This is a genomic window from Phocicoccus schoeneichii (genome assembly GCF_014635565.1).
Taxonomy (GTDB): domain Bacteria; phylum Bacillota; class Bacilli; order Staphylococcales; family Salinicoccaceae; genus Phocicoccus; species Phocicoccus schoeneichii.
This window is the reverse complement of sequence record NZ_BMDB01000001.1, coordinates 781,061-800,165: the sequence shown is the minus strand read 5'-3', so window position 1 is coordinate 800,165 and position 19,105 is coordinate 781,061. Positions and strand designations below refer to the sequence as shown.

25 protein-coding genes and 1 pseudogene are annotated in these 19,105 nt (G+C 38.7%); 17 read left to right on the top strand and 9 right to left on the bottom strand.

The annotated features are described in order from the left end of the window. Nucleotides 1-38: 38 nt before the first annotated feature. Both lipA and IEU51_RS04105 read left to right on the top strand, forming a co-directional pair. Complete coding sequence (gene lipA, locus IEU51_RS04110) at nt 39-959, top strand: lipoyl synthase (protein WP_186085387.1); 921 nt, start codon at nt 39-41, stop codon at nt 957-959. Then, on the top strand, nt 952-1,302 hold the full coding sequence (locus IEU51_RS04105) for a YutD family protein (RefSeq protein WP_229713829.1): 351 nt from the start codon (nt 952-954) through the stop codon (nt 1,300-1,302). The genes lipA and IEU51_RS04105 overlap by 8 nt, the downstream gene beginning before the upstream one ends. A 33-nt stretch (nt 1,303-1,335) precedes the next feature. On the opposite strand, the gene IEU51_RS04100 is transcribed toward IEU51_RS04105, so the two are convergent. Beyond that, nucleotides 1,336-1,620 (bottom strand): DUF3055 domain-containing protein, encoded by a 285-nt coding sequence (locus IEU51_RS04100; protein ID WP_186085391.1) that lies wholly within the window; start codon nt 1,618-1,620, stop codon nt 1,336-1,338. 76 nt (nt 1,621-1,696) lie between these two features. Between IEU51_RS04100 and IEU51_RS04095 the strand changes: the two genes are divergently transcribed. Continuing rightward, entirely contained in the window at nt 1,697-2,122 is a 426-nt protein-coding gene (locus IEU51_RS04095; RefSeq protein ID WP_186085394.1) for a DUF86 domain-containing protein, read from the top strand. A 68-nt stretch (nt 2,123-2,190) separates the two neighbouring features. Continuing rightward, the gene (locus tag IEU51_RS04090) at nt 2,191-2,727 is read left to right on the top strand and encodes a biotin transporter BioY (protein WP_186085397.1); all 537 of its coding nucleotides are present in this window, start codon (nt 2,191-2,193) and stop codon (nt 2,725-2,727) included. A 157-nt stretch (nt 2,728-2,884) separates the two neighbouring features. Here IEU51_RS04090 and IEU51_RS04085 read toward each other — a convergent pair whose 3' ends face one another. Continuing rightward, entirely contained in the window at nt 2,885-3,202 is a 318-nt protein-coding gene (locus tag IEU51_RS04085) for a YuzD family protein (RefSeq protein ID WP_186085400.1), read from the bottom strand. Nucleotides 3,203-3,314: 112 nt separating this feature from the next. Between IEU51_RS04085 and IEU51_RS04080 the strand changes: the two are divergent. The 7 genes and pseudogenes from IEU51_RS04080 to IEU51_RS04050 form a co-directional block, all read left to right on the top strand. Next, nucleotides 3,315-3,539, top strand: a pseudogene (locus IEU51_RS04080) (NifU family protein); the annotation flags it as partial. A gap of 45 nt (nt 3,540-3,584) precedes the next feature. Next, nucleotides 3,585-3,842: a DUF1450 domain-containing protein gene (locus IEU51_RS04075; RefSeq protein WP_186085405.1), complete on the top strand. Its 258-nt coding sequence runs from the start codon at nt 3,585-3,587 to the stop codon at nt 3,840-3,842. A 39-nt stretch (nt 3,843-3,881) separates the two neighbouring features. Then, entirely contained in the window at nt 3,882-4,241 is a 360-nt protein-coding gene (locus tag IEU51_RS04070) for a HesB/IscA family protein (RefSeq protein ID WP_186085408.1), read from the top strand. Between the two features lie 117 nt (nt 4,242-4,358). After that, on the top strand, nt 4,359-5,570 hold the full coding sequence (locus IEU51_RS04065) for an NAD(P)/FAD-dependent oxidoreductase (protein WP_186085411.1): 1,212 nt from the start codon (nt 4,359-4,361) through the stop codon (nt 5,568-5,570). Between the two features lie 57 nt (nt 5,571-5,627). Continuing rightward, nucleotides 5,628-5,945, top strand: coding sequence for a YuiB family protein (locus tag IEU51_RS04060; RefSeq protein WP_308808169.1), 318 nt, complete (start codon nt 5,628-5,630; stop codon nt 5,943-5,945). 9 nt (nt 5,946-5,954) lie between these two features. Continuing rightward, complete coding sequence (locus IEU51_RS04055; RefSeq protein ID WP_186085414.1) at nt 5,955-7,427, top strand: leucyl aminopeptidase family protein; 1,473 nt, start codon at nt 5,955-5,957, stop codon at nt 7,425-7,427. Then, complete coding sequence (locus tag IEU51_RS04050; RefSeq protein WP_186085417.1) at nt 7,420-7,785, top strand: PaaI family thioesterase; 366 nt, start codon at nt 7,420-7,422, stop codon at nt 7,783-7,785. The genes IEU51_RS04055 and IEU51_RS04050 overlap by 8 nt, the downstream gene beginning before the upstream one ends. A gap of 190 nt (nt 7,786-7,975) precedes the next feature. Here the strand turns inward: IEU51_RS04050 and mnhG are convergent, their stop codons facing one another. The 7 genes from mnhG to IEU51_RS04015 are packed head-to-tail and all read right to left on the bottom strand — an operon-like array spanning nt 7,976 to nt 13,823. Continuing rightward, on the bottom strand, nt 7,976-8,377 hold the full coding sequence (gene mnhG / locus IEU51_RS04045; protein WP_229713828.1) for a monovalent cation/H(+) antiporter subunit G: 402 nt from the start codon (nt 8,375-8,377) through the stop codon (nt 7,976-7,978). Continuing rightward, entirely contained in the window at nt 8,370-8,669 is a 300-nt protein-coding gene (locus tag IEU51_RS04040; protein ID WP_186085423.1) for a Na(+)/H(+) antiporter subunit F1, read from the bottom strand. Before IEU51_RS04040 ends, mnhG begins: the two co-directional genes overlap by 8 nt. Next, nucleotides 8,666-9,145, bottom strand: a complete 480-nt coding sequence (locus tag IEU51_RS04035) for a Na+/H+ antiporter subunit E (RefSeq protein WP_186085426.1) — start codon at nt 9,143-9,145, stop codon at nt 8,666-8,668. The genes IEU51_RS04040 and IEU51_RS04035 overlap by 4 nt, the downstream gene beginning before the upstream one ends. Further along, on the bottom strand, nt 9,146-10,639 hold the full coding sequence (locus tag IEU51_RS04030; protein ID WP_186085429.1) for a Na+/H+ antiporter subunit D: 1,494 nt from the start codon (nt 10,637-10,639) through the stop codon (nt 9,146-9,148). Next, nucleotides 10,629-10,970, bottom strand: a complete 342-nt coding sequence (locus tag IEU51_RS04025) for a Na(+)/H(+) antiporter subunit C (RefSeq protein WP_186085431.1) — start codon at nt 10,968-10,970, stop codon at nt 10,629-10,631. The genes IEU51_RS04030 and IEU51_RS04025 overlap by 11 nt, the downstream gene beginning before the upstream one ends. After that, the gene (locus tag IEU51_RS04020; protein ID WP_229713827.1) at nt 10,970-11,389 is read right to left on the bottom strand and encodes a Na(+)/H(+) antiporter subunit B; all 420 of its coding nucleotides are present in this window, start codon (nt 11,387-11,389) and stop codon (nt 10,970-10,972) included. Before IEU51_RS04020 ends, IEU51_RS04025 begins: the two co-directional genes overlap by 1 nt. 16 nt (nt 11,390-11,405) lie before the next feature. After that, entirely contained in the window at nt 11,406-13,823 is a 2,418-nt protein-coding gene (locus tag IEU51_RS04015) for a Na+/H+ antiporter subunit A (protein WP_186085437.1), read from the bottom strand. A 175-nt stretch (nt 13,824-13,998) separates the two neighbouring features. Between IEU51_RS04015 and IEU51_RS04010 the strand changes: the two genes are divergently transcribed. The 6 genes from IEU51_RS04010 (at nt 13,999) to IEU51_RS03985 (ending at nt 19,098) form a co-directional block, all read left to right on the top strand. Then, the gene (locus IEU51_RS04010) at nt 13,999-14,586 is read left to right on the top strand and encodes a peptidylprolyl isomerase (protein WP_186085440.1); all 588 of its coding nucleotides are present in this window, start codon (nt 13,999-14,001) and stop codon (nt 14,584-14,586) included. Nucleotides 14,587-14,667: 81 nt separating this feature from the next. Further along, the gene (locus IEU51_RS04005; RefSeq protein ID WP_186085443.1) at nt 14,668-14,865 is read left to right on the top strand and encodes a hypothetical protein; all 198 of its coding nucleotides are present in this window, start codon (nt 14,668-14,670) and stop codon (nt 14,863-14,865) included. A gap of 157 nt (nt 14,866-15,022) precedes the next feature. Continuing rightward, nucleotides 15,023-15,403, top strand: a complete 381-nt coding sequence (gene ygs / locus IEU51_RS04000) for a S1 domain-containing post-transcriptional regulator Ygs (protein ID WP_186085446.1) — start codon at nt 15,023-15,025, stop codon at nt 15,401-15,403. A 176-nt stretch (nt 15,404-15,579) separates the two neighbouring features. Further along, nucleotides 15,580-17,121, top strand: coding sequence for an L-glutamate gamma-semialdehyde dehydrogenase (gene pruA, locus IEU51_RS03995; protein ID WP_186085448.1), 1,542 nt, complete (start codon nt 15,580-15,582; stop codon nt 17,119-17,121). Between the two features lie 25 nt (nt 17,122-17,146). Further along, nucleotides 17,147-18,334, top strand: a complete 1,188-nt coding sequence (locus IEU51_RS03990) for an ornithine--oxo-acid transaminase (RefSeq protein WP_186085451.1) — start codon at nt 17,147-17,149, stop codon at nt 18,332-18,334. Nucleotides 18,335-18,498: 164 nt separating this feature from the next. Next, nucleotides 18,499-19,098 (top strand): TVP38/TMEM64 family protein, encoded by a 600-nt coding sequence (locus IEU51_RS03985; RefSeq protein WP_186085454.1) that lies wholly within the window; start codon nt 18,499-18,501, stop codon nt 19,096-19,098. Nucleotides 19,099-19,105 lie beyond the last annotated feature (7 nt).

The following is a 19,105-nucleotide window of genomic DNA, read 5'->3' as shown; positions in this document are numbered from 1 at the left end:
ATGATGAATCTAAATGACAATGATGGGTAGGGATAGAATTGGCAACTAAGCGTGAAGAAATTCTTAGAAAACCAGAATGGTTAAAAATCAAACTTAATACGAACAAAAACTATACAGATTTAAAGAAAATGATGCGTGCGGAAAACTTGCACACAGTATGTGAAGAAGCAAGATGTCCAAATATCCACGAATGTTGGGCAGACAGAAGAACTGCAACATTCATGATCTTAGGTTCAGTATGTACACGTGCGTGCCGTTTCTGTGCGATTAAAACAGGTCTTCCAAGTGAAGTGGACTGGGATGAGCCACGTCGTATTGCAGAGTCAGTTAAGAAAATGAATCTGAAACACGTTGTAATCACAACAGTTGCGCGTGACGACTTACGTGACGGCGGTGCTGGAGTGTACGCTGAAACAATCAGACGTGTGCGCGAAGAAAACCCGTATACTACTGTAGAAGTATTACCGTTCGACTTTAATGGTAATAAAGAAAACATCAAATTATTGATGGATGCAAAACCAGACATTCTAAACCATAACATTGAAACAGTAGAGCGTTTAACACCAAGAGTACGTGCGAAAGCAAAATACGACAGAAGCTTAGAAATGCTTCGTTATTGTAAAGAGCTTTACCCAGAAATTCCAACAAAATCAAGCATCATGATTGGTTTAGGGGAAACTGAAGAAGAGATCTTGCAAACAATGGACGACCTATTAGCGAACGGCGTTGATATCTTAACAATTGGTCAATACTTACAACCGACAAGAAAGCATATCAAGGTAGAAAAATACTACTCTCCATTAGAGTTCGGTAAACTGCGCAAAATCGCAATGGAAAAAGGATTCAAACATTGCCAAGCGGGACCAATGGTACGTTCAAGCTACCACGCAGACGAGCAAGTAAACGCTGCTGCACGTGCGCGTCAAGAACAAGGTGAGGCGTTACTTAACCGTGAATAAATATATTACGGTCGGGCACATGCATTTTGAACTCATCAAAGAGCATCGAGATGCATTTGACATCGAACAATTCAAAGACAAATATAATGAAGTACTGAATAAGTATGATTTTATTGTCGGTGATATTGGTTACGAAAAGTTAAGACTCACTGGATTTTTTAGAGATGATAAGAAAAAGACAGATATAGATAAGAAATTCAGTGCGATTGAGGACTATCTGTTCGAGTATTGTAACTTTGGATGTGCGTATTTTATCTTGCGTAAATTGTCTAAAGCTGAACAAAAATCACTCGGTTTAAAAGATGAAAACCCGAGCGCCAAAGAAGAATCTATAGAAAAATAATAAGCATGTGCCGACGGTGGCGCATGCTTATTTTTATTCGCTGAACCAGCCTGGGGATAGAACTTGGTTTAAGAAATCTTTTACTTCAAGAGCTTGGTCTTCAGTTAGACCGAGCGCGAATTCTACGTATCCAGGTTCTTCTAAATCGTCTGGACCCATGATACTAAATTTATTATTTTGCATATTCAAGACGAGCGTTTTACCGAAAAATTTTGTTGTATGCACGACAGTTAGGTCATAACGCCCATAGTCTCCGGCGATGCCGACGAATCTCACGGCACCATTTTCTTCATCGTCATATAAATAAACGTTTTTCACTATACTCCTCCTAAGGCGTGTCTACTTTCATTATGGTATCATATTATTTAGTAAAGAATGTAATTGGAGGACCAACATGTATTTTGTAGATAAAGACCTATTACTAAGAAGATTGGATTACATTGAGTATTTGACAACGGAGATTGATACAGATCACACACTTGCCTTAGAGCGCGTATGTCAGATGCTGATTGAGGCAACGGTGGACGTTGGAAACATGATTATCGATGCGTTTATCTTAAGAGATCCAGGGAACTATTTAGACGTGATGGATATCATGAAGAATGAAAAAGTGATTCCTGAAGCAGATTTTAGTAAATTTGAGGCGACGTTTAAGTGGCGTAATGCCCTTGTTCGTGATTATAAACAAATCGACCATGAAGCGATGCGTAGTGAGTTTAAAGAGAATCTATCGGCGTATCAGAACTTCAAAAAAAATGTGGAACACTTCTTTAAAACGGATCCACAAGCTGTGACTGCATTTATGAGTGACAAAGAATGAGTAGTGGTTTGACCACCGAATAAAAGTTTTGTTATGATATTTCCATATTGTTTAAAAAGGAGATCTAAATGAAGACAAAACAACTGATTTTAGTCGCATTATTTGCAGCATTGATTGCTATTGCAGCACAAATCAGCATCCCGATTGGTCCAGTACCGATTACATTACAAGCACCGATGGTGATTTTAGCAGGATGTTTACTTGGACCAAGATACGGAGTCATGAGTGTCGGTGTATACATACTACTTGGTTTAATCGGAATACCCGTATTTGCAGGAGGAAGTGGCGGATTTGCATCAATTGTAAGCCCAAGCTTTGGGTTTATACTTGGATTCTTACCACTCGCAATGTTTGCAGGGATTGCTGCTCAGCCAGAGCGCAGTGTAGTTATGAGCGGAGTGATTGTTTCGCTTGGCGTACTCGTATTATTTACAATTGGTTTAGTATACTTTTATTTTGTAATGAACTATGTGGTGATGACACCAGTGAACCTTACAAAAGCAATCGGATTCACAGTAACACCATTTATTTTAAAAGACTTGATAGTAGCCGTGTGCACGATCGCATTCTCGCGCGTACTTGTACGTCGAGGCGTGCATGCTTAGAAATTAGAACCATCCACTTTGAGTGGATGTTTTTTTGGTTTGTAGTCGGTTTGTGCGACAAAGTCGGGTGAAAAAGAGAGCGTTTGACGCACAATAATCAACATCACTAAAAATAAAAAATCTCTCCCCATATATATAGGGAGAGATTTCATTTACTTTATGCTGTAACACCTTTAGTTTCGAACCATTTTATTATTGGTTTTAATTGTACGTAACCATCTTGTACGATTTCGTCGTTGATTGTTACGAGTGGATAGAAGAGCTCATCGTTGTTCACTTGTTCGATTAATTCCTGATCATAATCAGAGAGGTTCGTATCATTGTCCATATCGATGTAATTCACCTTGATTTCCTCATTAGGAAATTTCTTTTGGAACAATGCATCTAACCAATCATGTGTGTCTTTTGAGCTCGGTGCGTTCACACATGATGCACAAATTACGTCACGACCATAAACATTTACTGTGTAACTCATGTAATACTCCTTTCAGATGATAGATTTTTGTCAGTAAATCCATTATAATATATATACAGACATATTTCTTTATAATAGTTTTGGAGTGATATTAATGACATTAACAAAAGACACTATGTACGAACAAGTTGACGCTGTTTTAGATAAATTACGCCCATTCCTTTTACGTGACGGAGGAGACGTTGAACTGGTTGCTGTTGAAGACGGTATCGTTATGTTACGTTTACTTGGTGCTTGCGGTACTTGCCCAAGTTCTACAATCACGTTAAAAGCAGGAATTGAACGTGCACTTTTAGAAGAAGTGCCTGGGTTCGTAGAAATCGAACAGGTATTCTAAAAACTAGAGAGACGTTCTCTAGTTTTTATTTTTAGGTGGTATACTATGAAACTCATTGAGTTTTGCAATGCAAATATGCAGAAAGGGACACAAGGTGTGTACGATGCACTCGAGGATCGCATGGATGTCGACTGTGTGGATTACGAATGCACGAATAACTGTGGACTCTGCAGCAAGATGGCATTTGCTCTTGTCGAAGGTCAGATTGTATCTGCAAAAGACAATACCAAGTTACTCGAAAAAATAGAGAAGAAGTTAGACAAACGTGATGATGAGTTCGATGAGAAGTATTTAGATTTTTAATTTGATATAATAGTTATAACAATTGAGTGGGGTGAAGAAATGTCACAGGTTACATTAACAAAAGAAGCAGCATATGAAGTTAAAGATATGTTAGAGAAAAACGACATGGCAGGCGGCTACTTAAGGTTTAAAGTACAAGGTGGCGGCTGTACAGGTCTCACATATGGTATGAGTGCTGAAGATAAGAAGAATGATAATGATCTCGAGTTCGAATATTACGGTGTTAAGCTTATTATTGATCAGCATGATATCCCTGTCGTTGACGGTACAGTGATTGGTTATAAACAGTCATTGCTCGGTGGAGGATTTACAATTGATAATCCACTAGCAAGTCTGTCATGCGGTTGCGGCGCATCATTTAGAACAAACAATAAAAAAGGTACGCCAAGTCAATGTTAATATCGTCACATACCTTGATTAAATAGCTAGAAAACGCTAATATTATAGTGATAAATATTAGCGGTTTTTTTATGTTCATATTTAGTAATTATTTATAATATTTTGGGAGTTGGGCAAATGAGCTATGAAAGAAAGAAAATCGTTGTTCTAGGTGCTGGTTACGCAGGACTATCAACGGTTGTTAATTTACAGAAAGAGCTTGGATTCCAAGACGCAGATATTACACTTATCAACAAGAACGAATATCATTATGAAGCGACGTGGTTACACGAAACAGCTGCCGGTTCAATCAACTGGGAAGACGGTGTTTATCCGATTTCAAAAGTAGTAGACAACATGAAGACAAAATTCATTGTAGCTGAAGTTACCAAAATCAACAAAGACGAGAAAACAGTGGAAACAACACAAGGTGAATTTACTTTCGATTATCTTGTAGTTGCGCTTGGTTTTGAATCAGAAACATTTGGAATCACAGGAATGGAAGAGTACGCTCAAGTGATGACGAATCCAACAAATGCTTTACAAGCAAGAGAATCATTGGAAGCAAACTTCAAAAATTACTTGACTTCGGGCGACGAAAAAGACCTCTCTATCGTTGTTGGTGGAGCTGGATTCACAGGTATCGAGTACCTTGGCGAGTTAGTTGAAACGTTACCAGAATTATGTGCACAACTTGGAATTGACTACAATAAAGTACAAATCACTTGTGTTGAAGCAATGCCATCTATGTTACCAATGTTCCCTAAAGAACTTGTTGATTACGCTCAAAAATTCCTTGAAGATCGTGGCGTTAAATTTATGCTTGGAACTGCAATCACTTCAGCAAATGAAAAAGGGTTCACTGTTAAAGTTGGAGAAAAAGAAGAACAACTTTACGCAAATAACCGTATTTGGACTGCAGGAGTTCGTGGTTCACGTTTAATGGAAGAATCATTTGATGGCGTTAAACGTGGTCGAATTATTGTAAAACCTGACCTTTCAATCGAAGGTTACGACAACATCTTCGTAATCGGAGACGTTGCAGCAGTTATGAATGGTGAAGGTCCAGATGCACGTCCTTATCCAACAACTGCACAAATTGCAATGCAACTTGGTCAGCACTTAGGGAAAAACATCAAACGCAAATTAAACGGTGAAAAACTTACTGCATTTGTTTATGATGATAAAGGTACGGTTTGCTCATTAGGTTCTAAAGACGGTATCGGAATCGTTTACGGCAAACCTGTCAAAGGTAAATTTGCAGCGTTCATGAAGAAAGTAATCGACACTCGTTCTGTATATATGCTTGGTGGCGCGATTCTTGCATACTCAAAAGGTAAAATGTTTTAATTTATAAATCGCATGAGTATTGTATAATGCTCATGCTTTTTTCATAGAGGTGACACTTTGAATATTGTTCAAGTATTTATTTCTATCGTGTTATACTTTGTTTTATTCTTTGGAATTAGCTTTATATTGAATATGATTTTACGCATGACATGGATTATGGCTTTTATTTATCCAATCATCGTAATCTTAATTGTAGACCGCGTAGAAACTATTGATTATATAAAAAATCCAAGTGAAACATTCAATGTTGCTTTGGATAACATCATTCACATACAGATGTTTGACGTGATTATCTTGCTTGCTGGATTCATTGGAATCTTACTTGCAGGTTGGTCAATTAAGTATCTGAGAAAGCTCGGCTATCAAATGTTCTAGGAGGATTTCATGGAAATTAATTTAAATCAAACGATTCAAGAAACAAACGGCGCAATTGTCATTGGTCTTTCTGAAGACATCAAAGATTTGAAGAATTTTGATACACTCGATGCATATTTCAACGGTAATTTAGTAGACGCGATAGAGTCTGGTGTTTTATCTACAAAACTCGGGGAGGTAAAAACGACAGGTGCATTACTACAGACTGAATACCGCAAAATTATCACTGTTGGTTTAGGGCCGTCTGACACACTCACGCGACTCAACATGCAAGAAGCACTCGGAAAAGTGTTCCAGTTCATTGCGAAAGATGGTAGAGACGCGGCGTTTGAGCTTAGTTCATTTGTAGTCGATTCGGACGAATTTTTCTATGATATCGGCTTAATGTCTGAAATCAGCACATACGAAGTATATTCTCACAAGTCTCGTGAAGATAAAAATCTGAATGTCTCATTTATTGGTGAAGTAAATGCTGAAGCACTTTCTGACGGAATGATCGAAGGACGCGCAATTAACTTCGCTCGTGATTTCAGTGAAATGCCACCGAACGAATTATATCCGGAAACTTTTGCTCACTTGATCGTTGAAGAGTTCGAGAAGAAATCTAATGTCACTATCGATGTTAAAGATGATAAGACACTTGAAGAAGAAGGGTATGGCCTAATCACTGCAGTGGGTAAAGGTTCAAGGAAAGGGCCACGTCTCGTGACGCTTACATACAAGCATCCTGAGTTTGATGGTAAGGCAGTAGCTCTAGTTGGTAAAGGGATTACTTACGACTCAGGTGGGTACTCATTAAAGCCACGTAATGGTATGGTTGGCATGAAGTATGACATGAGTGGTGCAGCAAATGTACTCGGTATGTTGAAAACGTTAGTTGACCAAGAAGTGAAGACGCATGTTGTAGCGATTGTTGCACTTGCAGAAAACATGGTGACTGGAGATGCAAACCGTCCAGACGACGTGTATTTTTCTAAAAAAGGATTAAGTGTCGAAGTGACAAACACAGACGCAGAAGGCCGCTTAGTGCTTGCTGACGCTGTGTATGAGGCAACGACTTACGATCCTGTGGTAATTATGGATTTCGCGACATTAACTGGTGCAGTAATCGGCGCACTTGGCATGGATCGCACGGGCTTATTTACGAATAAGGACCGAATTTTCACGTTGCCAATCTTAGAATCTTCGATTACAACGGGTGAAAAACTATGGCACTTACCGATGGATGAGTTAGAAGATAAAGCAGTACGTGCAACGGATTCAGCAGACCTCGTTAACAGTAACCTTAAACAGCCATATGGTGGTGCATCATTCGCAGCATCGTTCATTGAAAAATTCGTTGAAGACTATCCATGGTTGCACTTTGACATTGCTGGAACAAGCGGATTTAATAAGCCGAACGCATATGGACCAAAAGGTGCGTCAGGTGTCATGATTCGTACAGTTCTCGATTACATCAAAACTGGCAAAGCATATGACTAATCTGATTGAGTATTTTGGAATTGAAGTCGTTGATTTAAATTCAGAATCCGCGACAATAAAGATGGAGATTGATGAGAAGAGTTATCAGCCGTATGGATACGTCCATGGTGGTATGAATGCAGTGCTCGTTGAGACGGCAGCATCGATTGGTGCGAACCACAACTTGGAGGGCAGCGTCGCGATGGGACTCGAAGTCAACGTCAATCATCTGCGCGCAAAACGAGAGGGTACTTTAATTGCGAAGGCTAGAAAAGTCCACCTCGGCAGACGTACCGCAGTCTATTCAGTAGACATCTTTGACGAACAAGATAAACACATCGCCACCGGCAGGTGCACGATGCAGATAGTAGAAATGTGATGAGCATCTTCCCGAAAGGGAGGATGTTTTTTGTTTTCTAGATTACCACTACTCAATTTTTGATAAATAACCAGTTTGTTTCTACTATACAGCAGTTCCCCCACAAACTCTCGAGATCACATCAATTCTACACACCAACTTTCAAAACAAAAAATAGACCCTCCACCAAGGAGGGTCTTTATATCAAGTATTACTCTTCAAGTTCTTTTTCTTTTTTGCGTTCTTCTGCTCTTTGTTTGTCTTCTTCTCTCAGTTCTTCGTGTCCAATCTCATCTCGACGGAGCTCGTTCAGAATCGTGAGCTTATATGGTTCGACGTCGGAGTGAAATGCACTACGCGCTAGCATATGTGCACCTGTTGGTGCAATCACGAAGATCAACACAATCGCTAAAAGTAACGTCATTTCAAAGTTGTTATTGAAGTACCAGAAATATAGAAATACTCCGAGTAAAACGGATGATACTCCTAAAGTTGAACTAATTGACGCTGCGTGGAGTCTTGAATACATATCTGGTAAACGGACGACACCTATCGCTGCAATGATTGAAAAGAATACGCCAGATAAGACGAGGATTGCAATGATACTACTCATCAGAATCTCTATCAATGTCAATCACCCACCCTTTCTCGAGGAATTTCGCCATAGCAATCGTTCCGACTGCTCCGAGCATCCCAATTAACATAATCACGACGATTAAGTACGACGTATCAAGTAGAACACTGAATATACCAATCGTTGCCATGAGCATGACACCAAATGCATCTAGAGCAACAATTTTGTCGTGTAGTGTTGGTCCACGAATAATTCTATATGAGGCGATGCCCATGGCAATCGCCATTCCTACAATTGCGATAATGAATACGATGTTTAAGAATAGATTCATGGCTGACCAACCTCTTTAATCACATTTTCAAACGATGACTTAATGCCTCTAATCTCTTCATCTGCATCTGTTAAGTGAACACCGTGAATGTATAGTTTCGAATAATCATCACTGATGGCTACAACCACAGTACCTGGTGTCAATGTAATGAGTGATGATAAAAGCACGACTTCCCAATCTTCTTCTAGCTCACAAGGATATGCGTAGAAGCCAGGGTGTACGTTGATTTTTGGTTTAAGCACGATCTTCATCACCGTAATGTTTGCGATGACGAGCTCTCTGATAAACACAACAATCAACTTGATAATTCTATAAAAACGAATCATATAGAACGATCCAGGTAAGAAGTTACGAATCACATAAATCGCAATCATACCCATGATATAACCCATGATTAAGGTAGGTAATTCCAATGTATCGTTCATTGCAGCCCAAAGGAAAGCGAGTAAAAAGTTCAGTAAAATTTGTAAAGCCAATTACTCCACCTCCATAATATAGTCTGCGTATGTTGACGGATCCACAATGGATGTTGCAGCCATTTCGAATAATGGGTATAACAAATCCGCTGTGAAACCAAACACGACTGATAAGATAATCAGTGCGAATGAACTGAATAATAGTTTGTCGTATTTTATCTGTCTAAGTTCAGATTGTACTGCTGGTTTTCCCCAGAATACTTGAATAAAGATTCTAATGATTGAGTATAGAATAACTAAGCTCGATAACAGTACGACAATACCTGCAATGTAATAGCCGTTTTCAAATGCTGATTTAACGATGAATAATTTACCGTAAAAACCAGGTAATGGCGGTACACCAACGAGTGACATCGCGGCTATAAAGAACATCCATCCCGTAACTGGATGTACGCTCATCAGCCCATGTATCTCTTTGGCATTAGTCTTTCCAGTTCTATAGATAATAAATCCAATAATCAAGAATAACCCAGCTTTGATAATCATGTCGTGGATTAGATAGTACATTGCTCCAATAAGTCCAGTTAAGTCCATCATTGTGATTCCAACAAAGATAAACCCAATCGCAATCATGATGTTGTAAATCAAAACTTTCTTTAAGTCGTAGTAAGCAAGAGCACCAATACAACCAATGACGATGGTAATGAGTGCAAGTGCTAGGATAATCGTGTTGGTAAACGACTGATCAAATGAGAAGAACAGGCTCATCGTACGCATCATCGCATACACTCCGACTTTTGTGAGTAGTGCACCAAAAATAGCTAAGATAGGTAGTGGTGGTGCGCTATATGAATCTGGTAACCAGAAGTATAACGGGAATATCCCGGCCTTCGTTAGGAATACGAAGAAGAATACAATAGACACAAGTGTCATCACGTCTTTATTACCGTCAAAGCTCGCTAGTTTTACGTGAATGTCCGCCATGTTTAATGACCCTGTAATTGAATAGAGATAACCGAGTCCAAGTACAAAGAAGTTTGATGAAACAATGTTTACAACAAGGTATTTAAATCCTTCACGCAGTTGTTTCTTTGTACTTCCAATGACGATTAAAACATAAGATGCAATCAGGAATACTTCAAAGAATACAAACATGTTGAAGATATCACCTGTAGTGAATGCACCGTTAATACCTGTAATCATGAAGAGAAGCATTGGATAATAATAGTACGTTTCTCTCTCTATACCAATCGATTGATAGCTGTAGATGATTACAAAGAACGTGAGGATGGAAGTTGTCAGTACGAGCAGTGCTGCGACCATATCGTAGACAACCGTAATACCGAATGGCGCTGGCCAGTTCCCGACGTTCGTGTGTAAGGTACCGTTTTGATATACAGCTACGACAATTATGATTGAAACAATAATCATGAATAGTTCCGAAAGAGCTGCGATTACACGGTGAACCTTTGGTTTTTTACCGATGAAAAGCATGATGACCGAGAATAAAAACGGGATGATAAGGGGCATCATGAGTAAAAAGTTAATTTTCATTTTGAGCTCCTTTCATCGTTTCCGTATCATCAGAACCTAATACTTTATAGTTGCGTAACGCAAGCACTAAGCTGAATGCTGTTAACGCGAATGAAATAACAATGGCAGTTAAGATCATTGCCTGAGGTAGAGGATCTGTATAATTTGTCACACTGTCCTCTAAGATTGGGACGTTACCACGTTTCAGCTGTCCCATTGTAAGTAACATCAAGTGAATCCCATGACTGAGCACGGATATACCAATGATAATGCGGAGCACACTCTTCGACAAAATTAAATAAGTCGCTGCTCCAATTAAAACACCTGAGAGCACAATGGTTATAAATTCCATTAGTCATCCGCACCTCCTACTAGTATGATAATGAGCAGCGTAGAACCACATACTGTTAAGAATACGCCTAAGTCAAAAGGTGTTGCTGAATGGAGTCCAATTTCACCCAATATCGGTAAAGTAATTTCCGTAAATTCATGTGTGAAGAACGGATAACCGAAAAACATAAGACCTGTCGGAACACCAAGTGCAAGGAATAATCCACTTGCAATAAGTAACCTAAAGCGAATCGGCAACATCTTTTTTAATGTTTTCACATCGAATGCAATCAATAAAAGTACGATTGCAGCTGATGTCAGTAAGCCACCAACGAAGCCACCACCTGGAGTATAATGCCCGGCAAAGAACAAGTTAAACGCAAATAATAGGATGATGAAGAATGCAACTTTAGAAATAAACTGCAAGTGTACATCATTCATCTGCTTGTGAACTTGTTTATAGCCTGCTCTCTTCAGCGCGCTCTTCATTCTTATCATCCTTTCTATTATTGATAGTTAATCTCATCAGAACATATATACCGATTCCCGCAATACCGAATACGAGTGTTTCAAAAACAGTATCATAACCACGGAAGTCAACAAGAATTACGTTTACCATATTCTTTCCTGCAGCTAAATCGTATACATGATCGATATGGTATTGGCTAATTGATTCGAATAAACGATTCGAGAATGCAGACAACCCAATAAGAATAGAAACTGCACCAACCCCAACAGCAACAATAAAGTTAGTAAGCTTAAATTTACGTTTTTCAGGCAATTTGCTCTGTTTTGGTAAGTGATAAAAACATACTAAGAATAGTGTCGTCGTCACTGTTTCAATCGCTAGCTGCGTTAGAGCAAGGTCTGGCGCTCTAAAGAATACGAAGAATAACGCCATACTGAACCCAACAGCCCCAAGCATGATGATTGAGACCATACGAGATTTTGTAATCATGATAATGCCTAGTGCGATTAGAATCACACCAACTAAAATCATATCTTGAATTCCGATTGGTGCTAAGTTTGAAAAGTCTAAGTTGAGTCCAGTTCTCAACATTGTAACGAAACCTAGAATAACTAAAAATCCAAAAATGTAAACCATGTATGTTCTTAAGAACCCAGTCATTAGCATTCTAGTGAAGCGATTTGAATAGATGGTAATGTAATGAAGTCCTTGATCATACAGATAGTTGATTGTAAATTTATCTTTAATATATTTGTAGATAAAGATCCACGTATCTCTGAAATAGTAGAGTGCTGCACCGACTACGATAATGACGATTGTCGCCCATAGTGCAGGCGAATTAAATCCGTGCCAGTGTGAAATTTTTGTGTTTAACGGTTCAACCGCATTGATGATGCTCATTGCAGCTGGATCGATGATGGACTTTGTAAGTAGGTTAGGGAATAATCCGAACACTACAACAAGTAAACTTAAAATTGCTGGTGAAATTAAGAGTAATGCTGAAGCCTCTTTAGGCTCTTTAGGCGTCTCTTTTGTTTCTTCACCAAGGAAGATTTGCATCACAATTTTAGCTGAATAAAGGAATGTAAAAATACTTCCGACAATCGCAAGCAGTGGGAATAAGAATCCAACTGAAGCGAGTGCACTGAAGTTAGCATTTGAGATTTCAAACATTGCTTCTAAGAACATTTCTTTAGATAAAAACCCGTTAAACGGTGGAATACCAGCCATTGATAATGACGTTACAAGAGCCATCGTGAATGTGATTGGCATAATCGTCATTAAACCTCCGAGTTTTTTGATGCTTCTTGTACCTGTTTGATGGTCGATGATTCCTGTGACCATGAATAAGGCACCTTTAAATGTCGCATGGTTGATGATATGGAACACTGCAGCCACTACAGCGACTGTGAATATTTGTTCGTTCGCACCGCGTACAACAGCTAGTCCGCTAATGCCTAGTAACGACATGATTAGACCGAGCTGAGAAACAGTCGAGAATGCGAGCACTGCTTTAAGGTCATCTTTAATAAATGCATTAAAGCTCGCCCAACACAGCGTGATGAGTCCGACTATTAATATCGTCCAAACCCAAGTCGTAGATAACATGAATACAGGTGTAAATCTCGCAACCAGATAAAGACCCGCTTTAACCATTGTTGCAGAGTGTAGATACGCACTGACCGGAGTCGGTGCTTCCATCGCGTCTGGTAACCAAACGTAGAATGGAAACTGGGCACTCTTAGTAAATGCACCTAAAAGCACTAATACAACTGCAAGAGTGCCGGCACCAATGCCAGTTACTTGGTCACTTGCTGAGATCATTTCGCGGATAGAGAATGTACCCGTTAAGTTAGATAAGAGTAAAAATCCACCGAGCATCATAAATCCACCGAACATTGTAATGAGCATAGATTTTTGAGCTCCGTATGTGGAACGTTCTTTCGTAGTCCAAAATGCAATGAGAAGGAAACTTGAAATAGAAGTCAGCTCCCAAAATAAGTAAAGCATTAAGACGTTATCAAGTAAAACAACCCCAAGCATTGCAGTCATGAACAAGAGAAGATAGATATAGAAATTTAACAACTTCTCTTTTTGACTTAAATAGCCAATTGAATATAGGACAACGAGTGTTCCGATACCTGAAATAAGTATCGCAAATAGAAGTCCTAGACCGTCTATGTAGACATCATAATTCATACCGATTCTTGGCATGAAGTTTAAATTTAGTAAAAGTGTATCACCGTTTCGTATTGTTGGAATTAGAGTAAACAAATACGATACAATAATGAATGGAATCGGAAGTACGAACCATCCTAAGTGAATACCTTTGACATACTTATGAATAATCGCAATTAAAAACGCTGCGATTAATGGTAGTATGATTGCAAAATGTATGAAAGTCACAACTTTGCCTCCCTTACGCATTATATTTTTATATTATACATGAAATATCATGTGTTTGTAACGAGAGCCACTGTATATATTGTAGGAATTTTAAAAAGTACTTCTGAATAACAATGCACAATTGTAAATGAATGTGCTAATCTATTAAAAGTGAAACATATTAGGAGGAATAATAATGAGCTTTAACCAACTCGCAAACGAAGTATTAGAAGGTGAAAAGAAAGCGATTATCAAAACAAATATGGGAGATATCACTGTACGTCTTTTCGCAGATAAAACACCAAAAACTGTAGAGAACTTCTTAGGGCATGCAGCAAATGGTTACTATGATGGACAAATCTTCCACAGAATCATCAAAGATTTCATGATCCAGGGTGGAGACCCATCAGGAACTGGTATGGGTGGAACAAGTATTTGGGAAGACGAGTTTGAAGATGAGTTTTCAAATGAATTATTCAACCTTTACGGTGCGTTATCAATGGCAAACAGAGGTCCAAACACAAACGGTTCTCAGTTCTTTATCGTACAAGCAAGCCACGTCCCTAGCGACATGCTCGGACAACTAGAAGGTGCAGGATATCCTACTGAAGTAATCGAAGCATACGCAACTAAAGGTGGAACGCCTTGGTTAGATAACCGACACACAGTTTTCGGTCAAGTCATTGAAGGTATGGACATCGTTGAGAAAATTGCTAATGTGAAAACTGGCGCTATGGACAAGCCGGTTGAGGATGTTGTTTTAGAAACTGTAGAAGTATTATAATTCCGTCATAAAAACTTCAGATTTTGGTAAGTTTTAACAGGAGTGCTCTGTTATAATACACTCTATAAGGGTGTGAGCAATATGATGGAATTTCTATATTTTCCAGATGATAAAACAGAGTATATTCCTGGTTTAATTTCTATCGTAATTTGTATTATTGTTGCGTATATTGCGTTTCGTCTTATAAAGAAATATTCAAAAAAACAAGAAGAAAAGGCAAAGGCGTTTGAACAAGAAGTATACAGAAAAATGAAAGAGCACGAAGAAGACAATAAATAATTACCGTGAGCGTATGCTTGCGGTATTTTTTTCTTTATGGACCCATGTGAGTTTATCGATTATTGAGGTAAGAATCATAGACAGTGATCTAAAGATGGAATGTGTCACGAATTTGTGATATTATATTAAAGCATTGTAATAAAAGTGGGGTAATCATGTGACAAAACAATACCGGGTTGGCCAGTTTGTAAAGGTGAAGGTCACAGGTATTCAGCCGTACGGTGCTTTTGTCAAAACCCACGATGATAGAGAAGGGCTTATTCATATTTCAGAAATTATGAATGATTACGTACACAACGTAAATCAATTTCTGACAAAAGGTCAGATTGTAAAGGCTAAGATTATTGGAATTGAAGACAATGGAAAGATGAGTCTGACTCTGAAAGAGAATGAATATTTTAAAGTTAAAGAGCACAAGAAGAAAAGACGCTCTATTTTAGAAAAAATTGAAGAGACAGAACGATATGGCTTCCAGTCTTTACAAGAGATGATGCCGATATGGATTCAAGAAGCAAAAGATCGTATGAATAACGAGTGACCGGAACCTAATATGAGACTTAAGATTAACGCAATCTTAGGTCTATTTTTTTGTATGTTTGTATCGTTTTTTATTCGTTAACATGCATGAGTAAACGTTTAAATCAAAGGGGTTGAAAACTGTTTCATAATCGTGTTAAATTTGAAGAGAAGATAATTCTTTAGGAGGAATTTTTAATGATTGATTACAAACATGAACCATTTACGGATTTTTCTAAACAAGAAAATAAAGACATGGTTGCAGAAGGTATTAAAATAGCACAGGAGTATTTTGGTCAAGACTTCCCATTAGTTATTAATGGTGAACGCATTATGACTGAGGATAAGTCAACAGTATACAACCCTGCTAAAAAAGATGAAATTATTGGCTACATGTCTCAAGCAACTCAAAAAGAAGCGGACAAAGCGATGGAAGTTGCTCTTGAAACATTTAAATCATGGAGAAATTATTCATTTGAATTCCGTGCAGATGTACTATTTAAAGCGGCTGAAATTGTAAGAAGAAGAAAAGCAGAATTTACAGCACTTCTAATTAAGGAAGCAGGTAAACCTTGGAACGAAGCAGATGCAGACGTTGCAGAAGGTATCGACTTCTTAAATTACTATGCGCGTTTACATCTTGAATTAAAGAACGGTAAAAAAGTTGAATCACGCCCAGGCGAATACAACCAATTCCACTACATTCCACTTGGTGTGGGTATGGTTATTTCACCATGGAACTTCGCGTTTGCGATTATGGCAGGAACAACTGCAGCAGCACTTGTTTCAGGTAACACAGTTTTACTAAAACCATCATCATCAACACCAGTTGTTGCTTACAAGTTTATCGAAGTACTTGAAGAAGCAGGACTTCCAAACGGTGTTGTGAACTTTATCCCAGGTTCATCACGTGAGATTGGTGACTATCTTGTAGACCACAAAGACCTTTCATTCGTATCATTCACTGGTTCACGCGACGTAGGTGTACGCATTTACGAACGTGCAGCAAAAGTTCACGAAGGTCAAGTTAACCTTAAGCGTGTAATTGCTGAAATGGGTGGTAAAGATACAATCGTTGTTGACTCTGGTGTCGACTTAGACAAAGCAGCAGATGCAATCGTTGCATCATCATTTGGATTCTCTGGACAAAAATGTTCAGCATGTTCACGTGTCATTGCTTTAGAAGATATCCATGATGAATTACTTGAAAAAGTAGTTGAAAAAACTCAAAAGTTAACAGTTGGCGATCCAGAAACTGGGGCATACATGGGTCCAGTGATCGATGAAGCTTCTGTTAAGAAAATCAGTGAGTACATCGAAATTGGTAAAAAAGAAGGTAAGTTAGAAGTTGGTGGAAACATCGACAACGAAACAGGTCACTTTGTTTACCCAACTGTATTCTCAGGGTTAAAACATGACGACCGCTTAATGCAAGAAGAAATCTTCGGACCTGTTGTTGGTTTTGCTAAAGCGAAAGACTTCGATCAAGCAATTGAATTTGCGAACGATACTGACTATGGTTTAACGGGTGCAGTAATCACGACTAGCCGTGAAAAGATGGAACAAGCACGTCGCGACTTCCACGTAGGTAACTTATACTTCAACCGTGGCTGTACTGGAGCAATCGTTGGTTACCAACCATTTGGTGGATTCAAGATGTCAGGAACAGACTCAAAAGCAGGTGGACCTGACTACCTATTACTCCACATGCAAGGTAAAACAACTTCAGAAATGTTTTAATTACTCATAAAAAGGGGATGCAGTAATGACAAAAACACAAGATATTATTAAACTCGCTGACAGCGTAGCAGCGCCTACGTACAAACCGCTTCCGATTGTAATTGCAGAAGCGGAAGGTGCGTTTGTCACTGACCCTGAAGGCAATAAATATCTAGATATGCTTAGTGCATATTCAGCAGTAAACCAAGGACACCGTCATCCAAAAATTATTCAAGCACTGAAAGAACAAGCGGACAAAGTAACGCTTGCTTCACGTGCATTCTACACTGATAACATGGGTGAATGGTTAAATAAACTGAAAGAAATTTCAGGTAAAGATATGGCAATTCCAATGAACACAGGTGCTGAAGCAGTAGAAACTGCAATTAAAACTGCACGTCGTTGGGGATATGAAGTTAAAGGTGTTGAAGCGGGTAAAGCAGAAATTATCGGCATGAACGGTAACTTCCACGGACGTACGTTAGGTGCAATCTCTTTATCTAGTGAAGATGAGTATAAGAGTGGCTTCCATCCGTTAGTTCCAGGCTTCCCACTCGTTGACTTCGGTGACATTGATCAGCTTAAAGCTGCAATTAATGAAAACACTGTTGCTGTAATCTTCGAGCCAATTCAAGGTGAATCAGGAATCAACATTCCACGCGAAGGCTTCTTAAGAGAAGTTCGCGAGTTATGTAATGAACACAACGTGCTAATGATTGCTGACGAAATCCAATGTGGCCTCGCAAGAAGTGGTAAATTATTCGCATGTGACTGGGAAGATGTTAAACCAGATATGTATATCTTAGGAAAAGCACTCGGTGGTGGGGTATTACCAGTGTCTGTAGTCCTAGGTGACAAAGAAGCATTCGAATTAATGACACCGGGGTCACACGGTTCAACATTCGGTGGTAACCCACTCGCTGCAGCAGTTTCAATCGCAGCTCTTGATGTTTTAATCGATGAAAACCTTGCAGAACGTTCAAACGAGCTTGGCGAATACTTTAAAGCAGAACTCAGAAAAATCGATAATCCAGTAATCAAAGAAGTGCGTGGTCGCGGATTATTTATTGGAGTAGAGCTGACAGAAGCGGCAAGACCGTATTGTGAAAAATTAAAAGAACTTGGTTTATTATGTAAAGAAACACACGACACTGTCATTCGTTTCGCACCACCACTTGTCATCGAAAAAGAAGACTTAGATTGGGCAATCGAACAAGTAAAATCAGTGTTCTAAAAAATTGGGGAAACTTTTTAAGACGCAGGCCTGTAGGCTGTGCGTCTTTTTTTGTAGATAAAAACAATCTCTCTATGTCGCAATAATCGATGTCCACTCACGACTCTTTTCTTCTGTAATGTTATAATAAACATACTCATTTTAAAAAATTAGAGGTTAATGTTATGCAGCACTTAATAGAGCTTTTATCGACGCCTGAGGGGATTGAGCTAGTCTTTGATAGGTTCAGTCAGTTTGGTATTTTGGTTGGATTGTTTCTCGTTGTGTTAGAATCATTTCTTCCAATTCTTCCACTCATCGCGATTGTCATTTTAAACACAAATTCATATGGTCTCTTAGTAGGTTTCTTGATTAGCTACGCTGGGAGTGTCACGGGGAGTTATAGTGTATTCTTACTTGCACGTTATCTCTTTAGAAATCGAGCGACGAAGTATATCAACAAGCACAAACGGCTCTATAAGATGCGTGAGTTTATCGATACGAGAGGATTTAGTTTTCTCTTTATATTGCTGAGTCTTCCGTTTACCCCTTCTAGTGTTGTTAACATAATCACTGCGATGTCGAATGTGAGTCGTCATGTGTATCTATATATATTACTTGCATCGAAGTTTGTCATGATTTTATCGATTTCTGTTATCGGTTATGACATCACTGGATTCTTAAAATCACCGGTGCGCATCATTATATCTGTCGTATTTCTTGTTTTACTCTATGTATTATCAAAAATATATCAACGGTATATTGACAAAAAAATGGAAGGTTAAGGTGCTT

Bases quoted from the DNA above. Each gene is read 5' to 3' on its own strand.
- IEU51_RS03985 (WP_186085454.1), top strand. From the start codon at position 18,499: ATGCAGCACTTAATAGAGCTTTTATCGACGCCTGAGGGGATTGAGCTA.
- IEU51_RS04085 (WP_186085400.1), bottom strand. From the start codon at position 3,202: ATGAGTTACACAGTAAATGTTTATGGTCGTGACGTAATTTGTGCATCA.
- pruA (WP_186085448.1), top strand. From the start codon at position 15,580: ATGATTGATTACAAACATGAACCATTTACGGATTTTTCTAAACAAGAA.
- IEU51_RS04005 (WP_186085443.1), top strand. From the start codon at position 14,668: ATGATGGAATTTCTATATTTTCCAGATGATAAAACAGAGTATATTCCT.
- IEU51_RS04010 (WP_186085440.1), top strand. From the start codon at position 13,999: ATGAGCTTTAACCAACTCGCAAACGAAGTATTAGAAGGTGAAAAGAAA.
- IEU51_RS04025 (WP_186085431.1), bottom strand. From the start codon at position 10,970: ATGGAATTTATAACCATTGTGCTCTCAGGTGTTTTAATTGGAGCAGCG.
- IEU51_RS04050 (WP_186085417.1), top strand. From the start codon at position 7,420: ATGACTAATCTGATTGAGTATTTTGGAATTGAAGTCGTTGATTTAAAT.
- IEU51_RS04070 (WP_186085408.1), top strand. From the start codon at position 3,882: ATGTCACAGGTTACATTAACAAAAGAAGCAGCATATGAAGTTAAAGAT.
- IEU51_RS04020 (WP_229713827.1), bottom strand. From the start codon at position 11,389: ATGAATGATGTACACTTGCAGTTTATTTCTAAAGTTGCATTCTTCATC.
- IEU51_RS04095 (WP_186085394.1), top strand. From the start codon at position 1,697: ATGTATTTTGTAGATAAAGACCTATTACTAAGAAGATTGGATTACATT.
- IEU51_RS03990 (WP_186085451.1), top strand. From the start codon at position 17,147: ATGACAAAAACACAAGATATTATTAAACTCGCTGACAGCGTAGCAGCG.
- IEU51_RS04075 (WP_186085405.1), top strand. From the start codon at position 3,585: ATGAAACTCATTGAGTTTTGCAATGCAAATATGCAGAAAGGGACACAA.
- IEU51_RS04055 (WP_186085414.1), top strand. From the start codon at position 5,955: ATGGAAATTAATTTAAATCAAACGATTCAAGAAACAAACGGCGCAATT.
- IEU51_RS04040 (WP_186085423.1), bottom strand. From the start codon at position 8,669: ATGAATCTATTCTTAAACATCGTATTCATTATCGCAATTGTAGGAATG.
- IEU51_RS04065 (WP_186085411.1), top strand. From the start codon at position 4,359: ATGAGCTATGAAAGAAAGAAAATCGTTGTTCTAGGTGCTGGTTACGCA.
- IEU51_RS04030 (WP_186085429.1), bottom strand. From the start codon at position 10,639: ATGAAAATTAACTTTTTACTCATGATGCCCCTTATCATCCCGTTTTTA.
- mnhG (WP_229713828.1), bottom strand. From the start codon at position 8,377: ATGAGTAGTATCATTGCAATCCTCGTCTTATCTGGCGTATTCTTTTCA.
- IEU51_RS04090 (WP_186085397.1), top strand. From the start codon at position 2,191: ATGAAGACAAAACAACTGATTTTAGTCGCATTATTTGCAGCATTGATT.